The organism is Corynebacterium variabile (assembly GCF_006539825.1).
Lineage (GTDB): Bacteria > Actinomycetota > Actinomycetes > Mycobacteriales > Mycobacteriaceae > Corynebacterium > Corynebacterium variabile.
This window is the reverse complement of record NZ_BJNT01000030.1, coordinates 1-14,984: the sequence shown is the minus strand read 5'-3', so window position 1 is coordinate 14,984 and position 14,984 is coordinate 1. Positions and strand designations below refer to the sequence as shown.

At 67.1% G+C, this 14,984-nt stretch carries 21 protein-coding genes and 1 tRNA gene; 3 read left to right on the top strand and 19 right to left on the bottom strand.

The genetic code is table 11. The features are described from left to right. Nucleotides 1-46: 46 nt before the first annotated feature. The 11 genes from CVA01_RS14285 to CVA01_RS14240 all read right to left on the bottom strand — a co-directional run bounded on the left by CVA01_RS14285 (nt 47) and on the right by CVA01_RS14240 (nt 6,293). Nucleotides 47-904 carry a phage major capsid protein gene (locus CVA01_RS14285; protein WP_244938324.1) on the bottom strand — a complete coding sequence of 286 codons (858 nt, stop codon included), beginning with the start codon at nt 902-904 and terminating at the stop codon, nt 47-49. Nucleotides 905-1,136: 232 nt separating this feature from the next. Continuing rightward, nucleotides 1,137-1,775 carry a hypothetical protein gene (locus CVA01_RS14280; protein ID WP_141331712.1) on the bottom strand — a complete coding sequence of 213 codons (639 nt, stop codon included), beginning with the start codon at nt 1,773-1,775 and terminating at the stop codon, nt 1,137-1,139. A 29-nt stretch (nt 1,776-1,804) separates the two neighbouring features. Next, a complete protein-coding gene (locus CVA01_RS14275) occupies nt 1,805-2,170 on the bottom strand; it encodes a hypothetical protein (protein WP_141331710.1) in 366 nt (121 codons plus the stop codon). Nucleotides 2,171-2,283: 113 nt separating this feature from the next. Continuing rightward, on the bottom strand, nt 2,284-2,607 hold the full coding sequence (locus tag CVA01_RS14270; protein ID WP_141331708.1) for a WhiB family transcriptional regulator: 324 nt from the start codon (nt 2,605-2,607) through the stop codon (nt 2,284-2,286). Continuing rightward, nucleotides 2,604-3,689 (bottom strand): helix-turn-helix domain-containing protein, encoded by a 1,086-nt coding sequence (locus CVA01_RS15660; protein WP_507762522.1) that lies wholly within the window; start codon nt 3,687-3,689, stop codon nt 2,604-2,606. Before CVA01_RS15660 ends, CVA01_RS14270 begins: the two co-directional genes overlap by 4 nt. A gap of 265 nt (nt 3,690-3,954) precedes the next feature. Beyond that, entirely contained in the window at nt 3,955-4,170 is a 216-nt protein-coding gene (locus CVA01_RS14260) for a hypothetical protein (protein WP_141331704.1), read from the bottom strand. Next, a complete protein-coding gene (locus tag CVA01_RS15005; protein ID WP_170209812.1) occupies nt 4,167-4,319 on the bottom strand; it encodes a hypothetical protein in 153 nt (50 codons plus the stop codon). Before CVA01_RS15005 ends, CVA01_RS14260 begins: the two co-directional genes overlap by 4 nt. Nucleotides 4,320-4,764: 445 nt before the next feature. Further along, nucleotides 4,765-5,277: a hypothetical protein gene (locus CVA01_RS14255; RefSeq protein ID WP_141331702.1), complete on the bottom strand. Its 513-nt coding sequence runs from the start codon at nt 5,275-5,277 to the stop codon at nt 4,765-4,767. Beyond that, nucleotides 5,274-5,528, bottom strand: a complete 255-nt coding sequence (locus CVA01_RS14250) for a hypothetical protein (RefSeq protein WP_141331700.1) — start codon at nt 5,526-5,528, stop codon at nt 5,274-5,276. The genes CVA01_RS14255 and CVA01_RS14250 overlap by 4 nt, the downstream gene beginning before the upstream one ends. 299 nt (nt 5,529-5,827) lie before the next feature. Next, nucleotides 5,828-6,040: a helix-turn-helix domain-containing protein gene (locus CVA01_RS14245; RefSeq protein ID WP_141331698.1), complete on the bottom strand. Its 213-nt coding sequence runs from the start codon at nt 6,038-6,040 to the stop codon at nt 5,828-5,830. 58 nt (nt 6,041-6,098) lie between these two features. After that, nucleotides 6,099-6,293, bottom strand: coding sequence for a hypothetical protein (locus CVA01_RS14240; protein WP_141331696.1), 195 nt, complete (start codon nt 6,291-6,293; stop codon nt 6,099-6,101). Nucleotides 6,294-6,432: 139 nt separating this feature from the next. Between CVA01_RS14240 and CVA01_RS14235 the strand changes: the two genes are divergently transcribed. Then, complete coding sequence (locus CVA01_RS14235; RefSeq protein ID WP_170209811.1) at nt 6,433-6,939, top strand: helix-turn-helix domain-containing protein; 507 nt, start codon at nt 6,433-6,435, stop codon at nt 6,937-6,939. After that, nucleotides 6,926-8,119 carry a tyrosine-type recombinase/integrase gene (locus CVA01_RS14230; protein WP_170209810.1) on the top strand — a complete coding sequence of 398 codons (1,194 nt, stop codon included), beginning with the start codon at nt 6,926-6,928 and terminating at the stop codon, nt 8,117-8,119. Before CVA01_RS14235 ends, CVA01_RS14230 begins: the two co-directional genes overlap by 14 nt. Nucleotides 8,120-8,343: 224 nt before the next feature. On the opposite strand, the gene CVA01_RS14225 is transcribed toward CVA01_RS14230, so the two are convergent. The 7 genes from CVA01_RS14225 to CVA01_RS14195 form a co-directional block, all read right to left on the bottom strand. Further along, a tRNA-Arg gene (locus tag CVA01_RS14225) sits at nt 8,344-8,416 on the bottom strand. Nucleotides 8,417-8,424: 8 nt separating this feature from the next. Then, nucleotides 8,425-9,606 (bottom strand): cation:proton antiporter, encoded by a 1,182-nt coding sequence (locus CVA01_RS14220; RefSeq protein ID WP_244938322.1) that lies wholly within the window; start codon nt 9,604-9,606, stop codon nt 8,425-8,427. A 97-nt stretch (nt 9,607-9,703) separates the two neighbouring features. Further along, nucleotides 9,704-11,335: a monocarboxylic acid transporter gene (locus CVA01_RS14215; protein WP_141331690.1), complete on the bottom strand. Its 1,632-nt coding sequence runs from the start codon at nt 11,333-11,335 to the stop codon at nt 9,704-9,706. Between the two features lie 9 nt (nt 11,336-11,344). Further along, nucleotides 11,345-11,707 carry a DUF485 domain-containing protein gene (locus CVA01_RS14210; protein WP_141331688.1) on the bottom strand — a complete coding sequence of 121 codons (363 nt, stop codon included), beginning with the start codon at nt 11,705-11,707 and terminating at the stop codon, nt 11,345-11,347. A 375-nt stretch (nt 11,708-12,082) separates the two neighbouring features. Next, entirely contained in the window at nt 12,083-12,367 is a 285-nt protein-coding gene (locus CVA01_RS14205; RefSeq protein ID WP_141331686.1) for a mycoredoxin, read from the bottom strand. An 11-nt stretch (nt 12,368-12,378) separates the two neighbouring features. Continuing rightward, complete coding sequence (locus CVA01_RS14200; protein WP_141331684.1) at nt 12,379-13,005, bottom strand: dihydrofolate reductase; 627 nt, start codon at nt 13,003-13,005, stop codon at nt 12,379-12,381. Then, on the bottom strand, nt 13,005-13,826 hold the full coding sequence (locus tag CVA01_RS14195) for a thymidylate synthase (protein ID WP_141331682.1): 822 nt from the start codon (nt 13,824-13,826) through the stop codon (nt 13,005-13,007). The genes CVA01_RS14200 and CVA01_RS14195 overlap by 1 nt, the downstream gene beginning before the upstream one ends. A gap of 250 nt (nt 13,827-14,076) precedes the next feature. Here CVA01_RS14195 and CVA01_RS14190 point away from each other — a divergent pair, with 250 nt between their 5' ends. After that, nucleotides 14,077-14,568 (top strand): glutaminase, encoded by a 492-nt coding sequence (locus CVA01_RS14190; protein WP_141331681.1) that lies wholly within the window; start codon nt 14,077-14,079, stop codon nt 14,566-14,568. 24 nt (nt 14,569-14,592) lie between these two features. Here CVA01_RS14190 and CVA01_RS14185 read toward each other — a convergent pair. Beyond that, the coding region (locus CVA01_RS14185) for an integrase core domain-containing protein (RefSeq protein WP_218024597.1) at nt 14,593-14,984 on the bottom strand (392 nt) is incomplete at its 5' end.

Below are 14,984 nucleotides of genomic sequence, written 5' to 3'. Positions count from 1 at the left end.
GGTTCGAGGTTCAGTGCTCGCCTGTCGTGGTCCTGGTCCTCACGGCTCAGGCTCCCGTGCTCAGGGTGATGTGCTGGACGGCCTGCGGGTACGGGAATGCGAAGCCGACGCGCATGGTCGCGCGGATAGCCACACGGTCAGAGGTGAAGAACGCGGACTGGTCCACGGCCAGTTCGGCAGACTCACGCAGGACGAACTGACTGAACGCCTGCGGGATTCCCCACACTGTGCCGGGGGCCACGGCGGTGGTGACGTAGAGGGGTACCCCGGCGATGGTGCGGACGGGGGCGTCCGTGTCGGTGGGGCGGGTCACTTCGAGCAGGGGGAGGTTGGAGCCGGTGGCCTGCTTGAGCCGGGCCAGGGCCAGTTCGTCAGCGGGGTTGGTCACGAACGCGGTGATGGTCGCACCGACGGTCGCGGCGTTGGACATGGCGACGATGAACGGGTCAATGGTCACCGCCTCCCACGAGTCCCCGGCGTCCACGGCGGTGACGCCAGTGAGGGCACCCAGGCCAGAGGGGGCAGGGGCGGCGAGTGCTCCGAAGTAGGCGGCGTCGATCTTGGTCACGATGTCGCGGGACAGGCCGGCACTGATGATGTCGGTTGCTCCGGGGGTGGAGTCCTCGGCGAGCTCACGGGAGATGACTGTGAGGCCGGCGACCTTGGAGGGGGTCACGGTGATCTCGTTGAACGTGGAGTTCGACGGGTTGATTTCCTCCCCCTCTGCCACCCAGTCGGTGGAGGGGTCGCCGGTGACAATGGGGATATGCACCTCATTGTTCGCGGTGGTCGTCTGCGTGGAGACGCGGGCGGCGATAGAGGTCCTGGTCACGGGCAGGACAAGGGCCTGCTGGACCTGATCGACGGGGACGAGGGGACGGCCTGAACCGTCGGCGGTGGTCATAGCCACGGGGTTTCACCCTTTCAGGGTCGAGGTGGTGCGCCTGGTCCCCGACCAGTTCCCGGATACGACAACGCCCGGGGCGGGGGCACGGCACACCTGGTGATTGGTGTGGTGGTCAGTCGGTGTGGCTCCGGGCCACGGTGACGAACCGGGGTGCCCTCCGCTCCGGGCGGGGGTCTGTGGTGGTCGAGCCTATCAGGTGGTCGGACACCCACCCCACAGGCTCACGGGGTCACTGGTTGTTCAGGGCATCCTGCAACCAGTTTCCCGACCCCTCATTCCCTCCGAGAGGTGCCGCGTTTCGCAGGTTGTGGGCAATCCGACGGTTGGCCGGGGTGTCCTCCCACCCCGGTGGGAGAGCATTGCGGCCGACCTTGGGGCCGTGGCTCATGAGTCCGGCCTCTACAGCGAGACGCGTTGCTGCGTCACGGGCGCTGTCGAGGTCCACCGTTCCATCGTCGGTGAGGTGCTCCGTGAGGTCGAGGCCCAGACGTTCCAGCACGTCGAACTTGACCCCGGGGAGGACATCGGCGGCTTGCGCGCGTCGGGTCGCGGCGAGGGCGTCCTGTGCGGCGGTGAGGTCGGCGGTGAGGGTGTCGCGCTCGGTCTCGGTGTCATGCAGGCGGGTGCGGAGGTTGGCGGCTTCACGGCGGGCCTTGCGGACCCGCGTGTCCTGCTCAGTGTGGTCCTCGGTGGGGTCTGCGTCCTGGTCCCCGTCGACGGGGGTCTCCGGCTGTTCCGTGGCCTCCGGGGTGTCCTCGGTGAGGCCCCGGTCCCCGTCGTCGCCGGTCGGCTTCGTGGCCTCCGGGGTGGTTGCCGCGCCGGGCACGGGTTGGCTGGTGGTGGTTTGGTCAGTTGGCGTGTCACTCATGTGATCGAACTCCGTTCTGGTCGTGGGCGTTAGACGATGGGGCGGGTGCCATTGGGCGGGTTGTAGGCCCGGACCCACCCGCCGCCGACAGGGAGGCCGGACGGGTGTGCTCCGTGGCCGGTGGTGGGTAGGCCGTGGCGGTGGACGGTCACGGTCCAGTTGATGCCGGCGGGGATGCCCACGGCGGCGCACAACCGCAGTTCGTGGGGGCGGATGACGCGGGTGTAGTAGTCCACGCCGTCTTGGTCCATGCGCTGCATGTCGTTGTAGCGGGTGCCGTCGTCGGTGTTGCCGATGGTGCAGGCGGGGTCGTGAGTGAAGATGGTTCCCCACTTCCACGGGCCGTGGCAGTCGGGGCACTGTCGAGGGTCGGCTAGTGCGTGTCGTTCGACCATGATGGTTGTCTGCTTTCGATGGTGTTCGGTGACCGTTTAGAACGGTCATTCGTATTCGTGCAGTGTGTGTGCTGCCCTCGGTTTCGGGGGTCCTCGGGGAGGGGTCCGGCGGTTCATGATTCGTCCCCGGTCCGCGGCCGGCCCCGGATGATCCCGGCCCACATTCCGGCGCGCTGGTAGTCGGTGAGGCCGTCTGCGACTGTCGCGCAGCGGGCGATGACGGGGCAGATGGTGCACATGGCGCGGGCGGCGTCCATGCGGGCGTCCACGGCCTCCGGGGGTTCCCGGGGGCCTGGTTCATCGAACAGTGGGGCGTGTCCGGTACAGGCAGCTCCGGTGAGGTCCGGGCCGTCGAGCACGGCGGCGGTGAGTGCCCGGGCACGTTCGGCGGGACTCAGGATCATTCCGGCGACCGACGGCGGGTTGGCGCGTGTCATGCGGCGTCCTCCGGGCTGGTCTCGGGTGCGGGGTAGCGCTTGACCGCGCGGGAAACGGTCCCGACACCGACGCCGTGGCGGGCGGCAACGGTGCGCATGGGGTCGCCGGTGGCGTGGAAGTCCGCGGCGATGGTCCGGGCGCGTTGTGCGGCGGCGAGTGCCCGTTGGTCGTTGTCGAGTCCGGCGGTGGCGGCGGATGATGCCTCCCGCTGACGCCGACTGGTCGATTTCCGGCCCTTTGGAGCCTTGTCGCTACCCGTGTGAGGGTTCGGGGTGTTCGTCGCCCCAGACGGGCGTACAGCGTCCTCGGTCGGTTCGACGGTCTGGCCCTCGGTCGCCTCCGGGGTGATTCCCGGCGCGATGGAGCCTGTGCAGGCTCCGGTGGCCTCCGGGGTGTCCTCGGTGGCGTCCGGGTGCCCGTGGTCGTCTCCGGCGTCGTCGGGGTACGGCAGGGGCACGTCCGCGAAGTCCGGTGGTGAGGTCGGCGCGGTGGCCGGCCCCGTGGGGGTCTTCTCGTCCATGCCCGTTTTTCCCGGCGCGGTAGCGCCGGTGTCCCGTGCGTCCCGTTCGGCGCGGGCGCGGTTGAGTCGTTCGCGGGCCGACCGCCTACCCGCCGTTCCACTCCCTGATTCCGTTCCACGTGCCGACGCCGGGGGTTCTGGACGGTTCATGGACGGTTCAAGGACGGTTTGACTGTCAGGCTGACAGGGGGCTGCAGTCACGCTGACAGGGGGTGGCCCCTCATGCTGACAGGTCTCCGGCTCATGCTGACAGGGGGTGTCACCGTGACAGGGGGTGTCACCGTGACAGGGGTCCTCCACGGTCGCGGCGTCCGGGCGGACGAATGACAGGTCGAGGTCGTAGACCACCGGGCGGACGTTCTTTTTGAGGTGCGCTACCCGCGCCTGGTTGCCCGGCGCTATCCATCCCCCGGCCCTCAGCTCGCGGATGTACCGGGGAACGTTGTCCGCTGCTACGCCGATGTACTCCCCGATGGTCTTGGCTGAGGGGTAGGAGCTCCGACCGTTGGGACCGGCGTGCTCCGCAAGGGCGTACAGCACCGCGCGGGCGGTCCACGTCATGCGCTTGCCCTCCGGGTGCTGCGTTGTGGGACGCCCGTACAGCGGCGCGTAACGGGTCACCCACGTGTAGGCCTCACGGCTCACGGCGTGTCTCCTATCTGGTCGAGGGCGGGTCAGTGGTCAGGGGTCCGCACAATCTGCGGACCCCGGTCACGTGCGGGGTTGTGTGGGTGTGTCCGGGCGCGTTCTTCCGGAATCTCGGACAAAGTCCTCGCCCTCGGTGAAGGTCACGAGCGGGGTTGTGTGAGTGTGTCCGGGCGCGGGGTCAGGCTCGGTCGTTGTCCGGCGCGCCGGGAAGCCGGTGGGAGGCGAGCAGCAGCAGATCAAGCGCATGGGCTACGCGGGCGCACGCAGTGGCGACTGCCTCATGTCGGTCTCCGGCGTCCTGGTAGTAGTGCAGCATTTCCAGCAGCTCGTCCGTTGCCGGCATTGCGCCGATGGGCACCTTGTGGCTCCGGGGGTCAGTCTCCGGGTAGGTCACTGGTCCACCTCCGTCGGCGCGTAGGGCACCGGTAGGCCGGTCGAGTGCTCGGCTACCCACCGGAGCAGGTCGAGCGCATAGCCGGGACGGTTGATCTGGTCGAGGAATCGGGCCGTGTCGGACAGATCACGGTCGTAGGTGCCGGTCATGCCGCCACCTCCGGGCGCTCCGTGCCCGTTACGGGTGCGGATACTGTCCGTACCCTCCGCCGGTGGTTGAGGTTGAGGACCGGGGCCACGGCCTCCGGGGAGGGTGCGGCGAACGGGGACACGGGCCGGGGCAGGACACGGACCGGTGCCGCGACCCCACCCACGGCACCCGGGAGGGGAGTCACCCGGCACCCGGGCGACGGTGTTTTCACCGAAATCGGGGTAAAGTCCTGGCCCGGAGTCGCCCGGCGCGCCGGGCGATGGTGCAGGCGGGCCTGTGATCGGTCGTAGAACCAGTCGGCGGCGGCGCACGTGGCCCACGTGAGTGTCAGGGGGATGGACAGGACGATCAGGGCGTCCAGTGTGTCGGGTAGCATGGTGGTTCCTCTCAGTTCAGGGGAGTTGGCCCGGTCGGTGGTGGGGAATATCACCGACCGGGCCGTTTCTATGCGTTCAGGGGGTGGGGGTCCGGGCAGTCGATGACGATGGCGGACAGGTACAGGCTCCGGTCCATCGGGGTGGGGAACGACATGGGGACGGTGCCGATTTCCGGATCTCCGTGGACGATGAACAGGTCCGTGGTGCGGGCGGGGTGTGCCATGTGTGCGGCGGGGATGATGGAGCGGGCGGCGGGCAGGCTGTAGGCGACGCCGACGGGTTCCCGGTCGCCGTTGGGGTAGTTCTGGCAGACGATGTAGCCTCCGGGGCCACCAGCGGGCCGGGCGTGGATGGAGAACAGCACCCTGTGGCCCACCGGCGGGCCGGGTTCGGCGCACTGCGTGAGCTTCGGGGTGGTGAGGGTTCGGGCGGCTCGGTTGCCCTGGTCGGTGAGCCACTGTCTTAGGCCGGCGGCGTCCTGCGGGTCGAGGGGGTGCAAGGACAACCATTCCAGCGGGTGGCCGTACTGGTCGGCGGCGGCGTGTGTGGCGCGGCTGATCCAGCCGATACCCGCGCTCACTGGTCGGCCTCCGTGTCTTCTGAGGTGCGGGTGGAGGTGTCAGCGGCGGCGTCGAGTGCGTCCGCGATCAACCGGAGACGGTCGGTGATGCCGGGGATGCAGGCCCACTGTCCGGGGGTGAGGGGCAGGGCGGCGGTCTCGGTCTGGTCGGTGGAGAACAGGGCGTCCGTGAGGAAGTCGGTCACCGGCTCCGGCATACCGGGCCACCGGTTGAGGCGGACGGAGGCGGTGACGGTCACCCGGGCGCTCACTGGTCGGCCTCCGTCATGTCCCGGTCGAGCTCCCGGTTCACCCGCGTGATGAACTCGCACTCGGGGCACGGGGATTTCTGGTACTCAGCGCGTGCCGCCGGACCGCGTGGGGTGAAGTGGGCAGTACCCGCCGGATAGGCGCGACCGCACCGTGTGTGGGCGGTGCCGGCCATGTCTCGGTGAGACACGCGGTGGATAACACCGATCAGTCTGTGGCCGCTACGGGTGGCCTCCGGGTCGGGGGTCGGGGTGGTCTGGTCTGGCATGGTGGTCTGTCTCCTGTCGGGGGGTCGGGGTGGTCAGGCGGCGGTGTCGCCGGGGTTGGTGGTCGTAGCGCGCTGCTGGTCGATCCACGCGACGAGGGCGTCCCGGTCGTACATGACACGGGAGCCGATCTTGAATGAGGCGGGGCCACGGCCCATGGCACGCCATGAGCGGAGGGTGCCGGGGTGGACGTTGAGCAGTTCGGCGGCCTGGCTCAGGTTCAGGGGCGGGGCGGGCAGGTCGGTCATGATGGTGGCCCTTTCTTCGGGTCGAGGGGTGGGGTGAGCGGAGTGGAGGACCGGGCGGTCAGTAGCGCTCGGCGCGGGTCAGCCAGAGTTCAGCGGCGTTGAGCTCCGCCACGGCGCCCTCCACGCGGTAGCCGGCCTCTACGGCGCGGCCGTCGAGTTCCGGGGTGTCGGGGAGGGTGTCGAGGTGCACCGTGAGTGCCGCGAGGGCGTCGCGGGCGGCGGTGAACAGGTCGGCGGTGGTCTGGTGATCCATGACGGGAGTCCTCTCTGTCGCAATCGCGTTGCGTGTTGCTGCGACACACACCAAGTAACCACACATCGTGCTGGATAGCAACACATGGTGCGATATGGGGATAACATGGCGCGATACGGCATGTGAGACACTGGTTCACATGGATGACGGAACAGAGTTCGGTAGGTACGTTTCCTATGCCCGTGAACAGCGGGGATGGACGCGGACAGAATTGCTGCGTCGGGTAAGCGAGCAAGGGGTCTACCTGCACGCGACGGCACTGAAGCGCATTGAAGACGGCGAACAGGTGCCCAAGATTCATGAGGCTGCGGCATTGTGCCGCGCGTTCGGCGTCCCGGTCGATTCGTGGTCCACCTCCAACCGGGCACGGTTTCAGTTGTGGGTGGATGGCCGGTTGCGAGACCTCCGTAATCTCCGGGAGGCGCTGGACAGGTGGGAGGACGGACGTGCAACGTGGCCGGCTACCCACCGCGCCGGTGAAGACCCGGACGAGTTCGCGGAAGTGTTCAGGACTGCCGGAACGTTGGCGGCGCTCCGCCCCGACGAGATCGTCTCGACATGGGAGGCACGGCAGGAACAGGAGCAACTAGCAGATGACGACATGCCGGAATGGTGGAAGTGGAGCAACCACAATGGCCCCGCGTAGGGAGGTCGGCGGGGTCCGGGTCGATGACCTCTGGCACCGACGGGACGGGGAACAGTCGGCGGCATACGGGCGGGGGAAACGGTGGCGGGTGAGGTGGGTCGATCCAGCCGGCAAGGAGCGCTCCCGGTCGTACGCGCGCAAGGTGGACGCGCGCCGGGCGGCGGACGCCCTGACAACCGACCTCACCCGGGGTGCCTACGTTGACCGCAAGGCCGGACAGACGACCGTGGGCGAGGTCTACGACCTGTGGCACCCGTTGCAGGTCCACCTGAAACCGTCGAGCCGCGCGCGGCAGGGCGAACTGTGGGGCAAGCACCTGAAACCGAAGTGGGGGACAACCCCGGTCGCGGCCGTCACCCGGCCCTCGGTGCAGTCGTGGGCGGTCGAGCTGTTGGGAGACGATGACGTTCCCGGGGTGGCTCCGGGGACCGTGAGGAAGATCGTGGGGGTGCTCCGGCAGGTGATGGGTCACGCCGTCGAGTTGGGGACCGTCGTAGCCAACCCGGTGACCGGGGTGCGCCTGCCGGCCTCCGGGCCGTCGAGGAACCTGTACCTCACGGTCGGGCAGGTTGAGTGGTTGGCTGACGCCGTAGCGGTCGAGGGCGGCGACGACAGGCACCCGTGGACGGCGTACGGCGTCCTGGTCCGACTGTTGGCCTACACCGGTCTGCGGTGGGGTGAGGCGGTCGCGCTCCGGGTCGAGGACGTGACACTGCCGTCCGGGGACCGGGTGGGCCGGTTGCAGGTGCACCGCACGGACGTGCTCGTTGGCGGGAAGCGAGTCGAGGGCACCCCGAAGAACCACCGCAGCCGGTCGGTGCCGGTCCCCGGCCCACTGGTCGTCCCGCTCCGGGCACTCATGTCCGGTCGACGGAAGACGGCGCGGGTGTTCACCACCCCGGGCGGCGCACCGGTCGACGGATCGAACTTCCGGGCACGTCTGTGGGCGGAAGTCCTCGAGGAGGCGGGGGAGCGGATGCCCGCCGGCCTCCGGGTCCACGACCTCCGGCATACGGCGGCGTCCCTTGCCATAGCGTCCGGCGCGTCCGTCAAGGCCGTCCAGCGGATGCTGGGGCACGCCACGGCCACGATGACGCTGGACACCTACGCAGACCTGTTCCCCGATGATCTGGACGACGTGGCCCGGCGGATGACGGTAATGATCGAACGGGGCCGGTGACCGTCTCCCGGCGCGATTGTGCCCCGGCGGGAGCCGTGAGTGCTCTACCGCCGGGGCACATTCCCCTCAGGAGCGGGGCCACCATAGCCCCGGTGTGCAGGGCCGTTGTGTTCCGGTTGCACGGTATCAGTGTAGCTGGTGCGTACCCGGTGCGTACCGGAGGACGGGTGAGGGGCAACCGCTTGGTGTTTCGATTGCCCCTCTGACCTCGGTGGGAGGTGTTGTGCCCCAGGGCAGATTCGAACTGCCGACACCCGCTTTAGGAGAGCGGTGCTCTATCCCCTGAGCTACTGGGGCGCACCGCGTCAGTGTACCGCACGCTTCGTCGGCCCCACGGCATCGGCCACCGTGGGGAAGATGGCGACAGTCAGTGCCCCGGCGGCGACGAGGAGGGACGCCTCTTCCTCGGCGAGGAGTCCTGAGGTGGTCGCCACCTCGGTGACGGCGACGATGATCGGCAGACCGGTCGCGGTATAGAGCGAGAGCTGCAGCTTCTCCCGCCATCCCTGCAGTGACGACCCGGTGTGACCACCCAGTTCCCGCAGCAGGACAGGCAGTCCGCGGGCGATGAGGATCACGGGGATGAGCCCGAGGAGGAACCACGGGCGGTCGCCGATGACGCCGGTGTCGATCCCCATGCCCGAGGTGACGAAGAACGCCGGGATGAACAGCCCGTAGCCGAGCACCTCAAGTTTCTCCGTGAGGTCGGGGAGTGCACTGTCCGGGACGATCTGCCGCACGATGATGCCGGCGGCGAAGGCGCCGAGCACGACGTCGAGTTCGAAGATCGAGGCCACCGCCATGAGGACGGCCAGCATGACCACGATGGTGCGGACGACCGTCTGGTTGGTGGAACCGACACCGTCGCGGATCGCCCAGCCGACCCAGGGGACGACCCGTCGGACCGTCCGGGGGAGCAGAGCGATCACCAGTGCCACGGCGAAGAAGATCACGAGGATGACAGCGGTGGCCCATGTCGTACGCGCTGAGAGCAGCAGGGCCATCGCCATCACCGGAGCGAGTTCGCCGACGGCGCCGTGGATCATGACGCTGTTGCCGACAGGTGTTCCGGAGAGGCCCTGCTGCCGGATGATAGGCAGGAGCGTCCCCAGTGCGGTGGAGGTCAGTGCGATGGCGAGGACGGTGGCGGTGCCGGTCTCCCCGCCGGTCAGCGCCATGGTCCCACCGAAGGCGAGGAGTGCACAGATGATCCAGGTGGGGATGGCGTTGCGCCCCTCCCTCCCCTTGAGGTCGGAGGGGGCGAGCTCCATACCGGCGAGCAGGAAGAGCATACCCAGGCCGAGTTCCCGGACCAGGTCGATGGCCTCACTGTCGGTGGTGAGTTCCATTCCGTAGGGACCGATGAGGACGCCGAGGATGATGAGGAACACCACCGCCGGGACCTTCTTGGAGGTGGCGAAGGACAGGACAGGGGCCAGCAGTCCTGCGGCCGCGATCCACGCAAAGGTGATGAGCGTGTCGGGCATGGTGACCAGCGTAAACGACCGGACCCCCGCATCGGTGAGGTGCGGGGGTCCAGGGGTGGTGTGGTGGTTGGCGGTGGTGTGCCGGGGGAGTCGGAGACTAGTGGTCGACCGGAGCCTCGACGCCCACACCGGTGAGGGAGCGGACCTCCATCTCGGCGGCCAGGGCTTCCTTGTGGTCCGGCTTGCCCAGGTAGGTGCCGAGGATGGCGAGGGCGAAGCCGATCGGGATGGAGATGATCGCCGGGTTGGTCAGCGAGATGAAGGACCAGTCGGAGTTCTCGAACATCGCGCCCTTGGCGCCGGAGACGGCATCGGAGAAGACCAGGACGACCAGGGCGGAGATCAGACCACCGTAGGTGGACCAGACAGCACCGGTGGTGTTGAACTTCTTCCAGTAGAGGGAGAAGAGGATGGTCGGCAGGTTCGCGGACGCGGCGACACAGAAGGCCAGGGAGACCAGGAAGGCCACGTTCTGGTCCATCGCCAGGATGCCGAGGACCACAGAGATGACGCCCAGGACGACCACGGTGATCTTGGAGACCCGGACCTGCTCTTCCTCGGTGGACTGACCCTTGCGGATCACCGAGTGGTAGAGGTCGTGGGCCACGGAGGCGGAGGCGGTGATCGCCAGGCCGGCGACCACGGCAAGCACCGTGGCGAAGGCGACCGCGGAGATCAACGCCATGAAGATCGAGCCACCGAGTTCCAGGGCGAGCAGCGGGGCTGCCGAGTTCGCGCCACCGGCGGAGTTGCCGATGCGCTCCGGGCCGACCTTCCATGCGGCGGCGTAACCGACGACCAGGGTCATCAGGTAGAAGGCGCCGATGAGGATGATGGCCCAGACCACGGACTTACGGGCTTCCTTGGCCGTCGGGACGGTGTAGAAGCGCATGAGGACGTGGGGCAGACCGGAGACACCGAGGCAGAGTGCCAGGCCCAGGGAGATGAAGTCGATCTTGTGGGCGGTGTCCACGCCGTACTTCATGCCCGGGTCGAGGATGGCAGATGCGTTCTCGGCTCCGTCCGCGGCGTGCTTGTCGACCGCGTTCTGCAGCAGCTCGGAGAAGTTGCCCTTCACCGCGATGGCGACGAGGACGACCATGATGAAGACGCCGGCGATGAGCAGGACAGCCTTGATCATCTGGACGTAGGTGGTGCCCTTCATGCCGCCGATGAGGACGTAGGCGATCATCACGGCGCCGACGATGGCGATGATGAGGGCCTGGACCCCCTTCTCGTGGATGTCCAGCAGGGTGGAGACCAGTGCGCCGGCACCGGCCATCTGCGCGATGAGGTAGAACAGCGTCACGCCGAGGGTCGCGAAGGACGCCGCGAGGCGGACCGGACGCTGCTTGAGGCGGAAGGACAGCACGTCGGCCATCGTGAACTTGCCGGTGTTACGCAGCGGTTCGGCGACGAGCAGCAGTGCGACGACCCAGGCCACGAAGAAGCCGATGGAGTAGAGGAATCCGTCGTAACCGGTCAGGGCGACGGAACCGACGATTCCGAGGAAGGACGCCGCCGACAGGTAGTCGCCGGCGATGGCGAGACCGTTCTGGGTGCCGCTGAAGCTGGCACCACCGGTGTAGAAGTCACCGGCCTGGGTGGTCTTCTTGCCGACCCTCGTCACGATGGTCATCGTGATCACGATGAAGGCGACGAAGATGATGATGTTGAGTACGGGGTTACCGGCGTCCGAATCGGAGGCCGCGAGGAAATTGATGTTCATGGCGCTCCCTTACGCAGTCTTCGTGTCGGAGTAGGGGCCGGTGCGCTCAAGGCGGTTCCGGATGTCTTCGGCGCGCGGCTCGAGCTCGCGGTCGGCGTACTTCACGTAGGCGTAGGTGATGACGAACGTCGTGACGAACTGCAGCAGACCCAGGATCAGGCCCAGGTTGATGTTCCCCCACACCTTGTTCGCGTAGAGATCCTGGGCGAACATCGCCAGGATGACGTACGCGACGAACCACACGAGTGCGGCGATCGTGATGGGGAAAGTGAAGGCACGGCGCTTACGGCGGAGTTCCTGGAACTCGGCACTCTGCTGCGTCGCGATGAACTCCTCGGCTGTCGGTGTATGCCGGGGGTCGGGTGTCGACATGGGCTCCCTTTCGTGTTCGGTGATCCCTCTTGAAAAACGGATATCGAGCATGTCGCGCCCACGGCCGGGCAGACTCACTGAGTGACAGCTGTCACAGCCGTGTTGCGGATGGGGGATAAGTTACAGACTTGTGTGAAGCCATTTCAATGTAGAACGGAAAAGTGCCCCCCTCTCGACGGGTTCCACCCCCGCGAAATTGTGTGACATGCAGTGACGCAACGCACACAGGGGGTGCCCCCGCTAGCCCCTTCAGTGGTCTGACCTTTATGTTGTGCTCAGACTTACTGTCGAAAATATGCACAAATCCCACCGCAGCAGATGCGGTGGGATGGTGGAGCGACGCCGGACGAAGCGACGTGAACTATGTTAACCCGGCTACTCCGCCTCGCCGGTCAGCTCGGCGACCCGACGCCTGACCTGGCCTGCCGGCGGGTTGGTGGCGTAGGATCCGTCGGCGTACTTCACGGTCGGGACGACCCGGTTTCCGTTGTTGACGGACTCGACCCAGGCCGCGGCGTCCGCGTCCTCCTCGACATCGATACGGGCGTAGGAGGTGCCGGAACGGTCGAGGTTCTCCACCAGTGAGGAGCAGAACGGGCACCAGGTGGTGGTGTAGAGGGTGACGGCAGGGGAGTCGACGGAGTCGGAGGGGGAGGTCATGATGGTTCCTTTCAGGAGTTGTCGCGGGTGAACTCGCAGATCCGGTAGCGGAGCGGATCCTCCCCGGTCAGTGCGGTACCGCGCCCGGAAGTCAGCCACGGACCGTCGTGGGTGGTGAAGCCCGGCTCCGCCCGCATGTCCGGGGCGTAGACCTGGAAACGGTCGGGGGCACCACAGGCGATCTCGGTGACGACGACCCGATCGGTCACCGGCACGCACTGACGGTAGACGTGGCCACCACCGAGGATCCACACGGTGGACGCTCCGGTGCCCACGGCGGAACGCCCGGCGGCGAGGATGGCGTCCGGCAGGGAAGTGTGGACGGTTCCTCCCGGGGCGTCATAGGTGGCGTCCCGTGTGATGACGTGGTTGTCGCGTCCCGGCAGGGGGCGGAATCTCGGGTCGAGGGCCTCCCAGGACACTCTGCCCATCACGACGGGCGTGCCGAGGGTGGACTGCTGGAAGTGCTTGAGGTCCTCGGGCAGGTACCAGGGCATGTCGGCGCCGTCGCCGATGACACCGTCGGTGGTCTGCGCCCAGATCATCCCGATCTCGATGGCGGCGGGGAAACCGGGCAGATCGGCGCGGGTGATCTGCGGCTGCTCGGTGAATGTCGCGTCGGTTGCCGTGGTGCCCATCAGACTGCCACCGGAGCCTTGATACCCGGGTGCGGGTCGTAGCCGATGACCTCGATGTCGTCGAACCTGTAGGAGAAGAGGTCGGCGGCCTTGTGCAGGTTCAGCGTCGGGTAAGGACGTGCCTCGCGGGAGAGTTGCAGGCTCACCTGGTCGACGTGGTTGTCGTAGATGTGGCAGTCGCCGCCGGTCCACACGAACTCGCCGACCTCCAGGCCCGCCTGCTGGGCGAACATGTGGGTGAGGATGGCGTAGGACGCGATGTTGAACGGCACACCGAGGAACATGTCCGCACTGCGCTGGTAGAGCTGGCAGGAGAGCTTCCCGTCGGCGACGTAGAGCTGGAACAGGAGGTGGCACGGCGGCAGAGCCATGTTCTCCAGTTCGGAGACGTTCCAGGCGGAGACGATGTTGCGGCGCGAATCCGGGTTGTTCTTCAGCGTCTCCAGGGCAGCGGTGATCTGGTCGATATGGCGTCCGTCGGGGGTCGGCCAGCTGCGCCACTGGACGCCGTACACCGGGCCGAGGTCTCCGGACGCGTCAGCCCACTCGTCCCAGATGCTCACCTTGTTCTCGTGAAGCCAGGCGATGTTCGAGTCGCCGCGGAGGAACCACAGCAGTTCGCCGACGATGGAGTGCAGGTGCACCTTCTTCGTGGTGATCAGCGGGAACCCCTCGGCCAGGTCGAAACGCATCTGGCGGGCGAACAGGCTGCGGGTGCCGGTGCCGGTGCGGTCGTCCTTGTGGACGCCGTGCTCCAGGATCTCGCGGAGGAGGCCCTCGTAGGGGGTGGGTACAGGGGAGACCGGTGGTGCGACACTCATGGGTCCCAGAATAGGCGAGTGGCGGTGGGCAGGTCATTGCAGGCGGCCCGGAGTAGCCGTCAGCTGCCGGATCCCGCGCCGACGTTGCGGGAAAGTACAGCGCCCCGGGCCGGGCACCCGGGGCCGGCGACGGCGGATGAACCGGATATATCGCCCCACTGGGAGAGTTGTTGCCGGGGACCACCGGCGCCACTACAGTTCTTCCTGAACTCACAGTCGAACTGTTCCGTCGCACAGAGGAGTGGGGACCATGTTCGAGATCGCCGACGGATCTGCTGTCGTGCAGCATGCTCCCACCGGACCGCTGCCTTCCGAGGGGACAGTCACCCGGCTCGTCGACGCGGCCTACAACCGCTACCGGGACCGCTGTGGTGGTCAGGCAGCCGACTACATTCCCCCGCTCGGCCGCGTAGATCCTGACCTGTTCGGTGTCGCTCTCACGGATGCCGCCGGTGTGACCGATTCCGCGGGGGACACCGACGCCGTCTTCACGATCCAGTCGATCTCCAAGGCCTTCGTCTTCGCTCTCGTCTGCGAGGAGTCGGGGCGTGACCAGGTCCACGAGGCGGTGGGAGTGAAAAACACCGGCCGTTCCTTCAACTCGGTGATGGCGGTGGAACTCTCCGCCGGGTCCCCCGGAAATCCGATGGTCAATGCCGGTGCGATGGCGACGACCGCCCTCGTCCCGGGGGATACCCCGGATGCGCAGTGGGAGTTCATCCGTGCGGGACTGTCCCGCTGAACCGTCACGGTTTTGTTGCCGCCGTTAGATTGGCTGAATGGCCTTCTCAGGCACGTCGTTCAGTCTAGCGTGTCCTGCCCAATAGTCGTCTTCGAACTCGGCCGGCGGAACCATCCCCAACGTCGAGTGAAGACGCTCGTTGTTGTACCAGTGCACCCACGACGACGTGGCGATATCCACGTCCACCACCGACTCAAGCACCTCAGGGGTGAAGACACTGCAGCGGATACATTCGGCTTTGTAGAGTCCGTTGATCGTCTCCATCAACGCGTTATCGTAGGCATCATCGACACTTCCGATCGAGGGCACGATTCCCTGTAATGCCAGGTTATCGGTGAATTTCACTGCCGTGTACTGGGCGAGTTCAACCAGTGGTTGCAACACTGTCGGTTTTGAGTGAGTGTATCTGTTCAGCG